The 2406-nt window shown below is 74.3% G+C and carries 2 protein-coding genes; both read left to right on the top strand.

All coding sequences use genetic code 11. The features are described from left to right. The coding region (locus ACTIR_RS21590) for an alpha/beta hydrolase (RefSeq protein ID WP_052583705.1) at positions 1 to 1310 on the top strand (1310 nt) is incomplete at its 5' end. A gap of 70 nt (positions 1311 to 1380) precedes the next feature. Then, positions 1381 to 2406 (top strand): amidohydrolase (locus ACTIR_RS0103835; RefSeq protein ID WP_026453279.1); only part of this gene is annotated, 1026 nt, incomplete at its 3' end.

Here is a 2406-nt window from a genome sequence, read left to right as displayed (position 1 = left end):
GTGCCGGGGACGGCGCCGGGGACCGTGTCGGGGACGCTGCCGGGGAGGCGGGGTCCGCGTCGTTCCGGCCCGCCCGGACCCCGGTGATCTTCGTGCACGGGCAGCAGGGATCGGCCCAGCAGTGGCAGTCCAACGCCAAACGGTTCTCCGTCAACGGCTATCCGGACCGTCTGCTGCACGCCTACGAGTACGACACCACCGTCGCGGACAACGCGCACGCGGTGCAGGGACTGCGGGAGTTGGTCACCGAGGTGCGCGGGCGCACCGGGGCCCGCGCGGTCGACGTCATCGCCCATTCGCGCGGCACCGCGGTGCTGCACGAGTACCTGTCCGCACCCGCACGGGCCGCGGGGATCCGCCGGTACGTCAACATCGACGGCCGTTCCGCCGAGGCGCCGCCGGGGGGAGTGCCGACGCTCGCGCTGTGGGCGAGCGTCCGGCCGGACGGGGAGATCGGCGGCGCGGTGAACGTCCGGCTGCCGGAACTGGGCCACACCGAGGCCGCGGTGTCGGCGGAGAGTTTCGGGATCATCCACCGGTTCCTGACCGGGCGGCCGCCGTGGACCACCGAGGTGCTGCCGGAACCGCCGGGACGGGTGCACATCTCCGGGCGGGTGACGTTCTTCCCGCGGAACGCGGGCGCGCGGGGCAGGCTGGAGGTCTGGCCGGTCGACCCGGACACGGGCCGGCGCCTCGGGGACCGGCCGCGGCACGTGGTCCGCACCGGCCGGGACGGCGGCTTCGGTCCGCTGCGCGTGCACGGGCTGCGCCGCTACGAGCTGGTCTTCGTCCGGGACGGGGAGCTGACCTACCACTTCTACCCGGAGACGTTCCGGCGCAGCGACCACTTCGTGCGGCTGCAGGTCTCCGAGCCGGGCGGGATCACCGACCGGATCGACCGCTGCCCCGGGCACACCGCGCTGACGGTGACCCGCAACCGGGAGTGGTGGGCCGACCAGGGCGGGGGCGACGACGACGCCCTGCTGGTCGACGGCGAGAACGTGCTCGCCCCGGCTGTCGCGCCGAAGGCGCGGCAGGTGATCGCCGCGTTCGTGTTCGACGCGGAGTGCGACACCGTCAGCCGATCGGGCGAGGCCGTGCCGCCGTTCGACCGTGTCCCGTTCCTGACCGCTGTCGACCGGTACGTGCCCGCGGGCGCGGGCGAACCCGTCTCCGTGACCCAGGTGGCAAGGGGGTCCGGCGGCGCGACGAGGACGATCACGGTGCGTGACTGGGCATCCGACCGGCACGCCGTGACCGTGCAGTTCCACGACCACCTCGCTCGCACCGTCGGCCGGGGTCGTGAGTGAATGGCGGAGTGCGGTGCCGCACCCGGCGCCGTGACGTCCGTGTTCACTCACGACCCTGGGAGGAATGGCGGTGCTCGATCTCCTGCTCCGTGACGTCCGTGCGCTGACGATGCGTGCCGACCACCCGCGCGCGCACACCGTGGGGGTGGTCGGCGGCGTGATCGTGGGTGTCGACGACGAGGTGCGGGACCTGCCCGCGCGTGCCGTCGTCGACGGGGGCGGTGCGACGCTCACCCCCGGCTTCACCGACGCGCACAACCACATGGTGTGGTACGGGTTGTCGCTGGCCGAACTGGACCTGTCGACGTGCCGCAGCCTCGACGAGGTTTACGACGCGGTGGCCGCGCGGGCGGCGGAGCTGCCGTCGGACGCCTGGGTCGTGGGCTCCGGGTACGACGACTACGTGCTCGGGCGGCATCCCGAGCGTGCGGCGCTGGAACGCGCGGGCGGGGGCCGTCCGGTGTGGCTTAAGCACCGCTCGGCGCACATGTGTGTCGCGTCGGACGCCGTGCTGGACAAGGCCGGGGTGCTGGACGGCTCGGCGCGGGTGCCGGACGGCGGGGTCGTCGAACGCGACGCCGACGGCGAGCCGACCGGTCTGCTGGCCGAGCAGGCGCAGCAGCTGGTGGACGCGCTGGTCAAGCCCTACCCGGTGGAGGATCTGGCCGCGGCCGTGGCGCGGGCGGCCGAGGTGTACGTGCGCGAGGGGCTCACGCACGTGACCGAGGCGGGCATCGCGGGCGGCTGGATCGGGCACAGTCCCGCCGAGGCCGCCGCCTACCAGCTCGCCCGGCAGCGGGGCGAACTGCCGCTGCGGGTGGAGCTGATGCCCGCCACCGAGGTGCTGCACCCGTTCGACCCGGCCGTGGGTGTGGAGACGGGGCTCGACCTCGGCCTGCGCAGCGGGTTCGGGGACGACTTCCTGCGGATCGGGCCGATGAAGATCTTCACCGACGGCGCGCTGAGCAGCCGCACGGCGGCGGTGACCGAGCCGTTCGTCGGCGCGGGCGGCCTCGGCGTGCTCGGCGACGACCCGGATGTGCTGCGGGAGCGGATGCTGGCCGCGCATCGCAGCGGCTGGGGGGGCGCCCCCCCC

This window comes from Saccharomonospora iraqiensis subsp. iraqiensis (genome assembly GCF_000430445.1).
Taxonomy (GTDB): Bacteria; Actinomycetota; Actinomycetes; order Mycobacteriales; family Pseudonocardiaceae; genus Saccharomonospora; species Saccharomonospora iraqiensis.
This window is presented reverse-complemented; position numbering and strand designations above follow the sequence as displayed.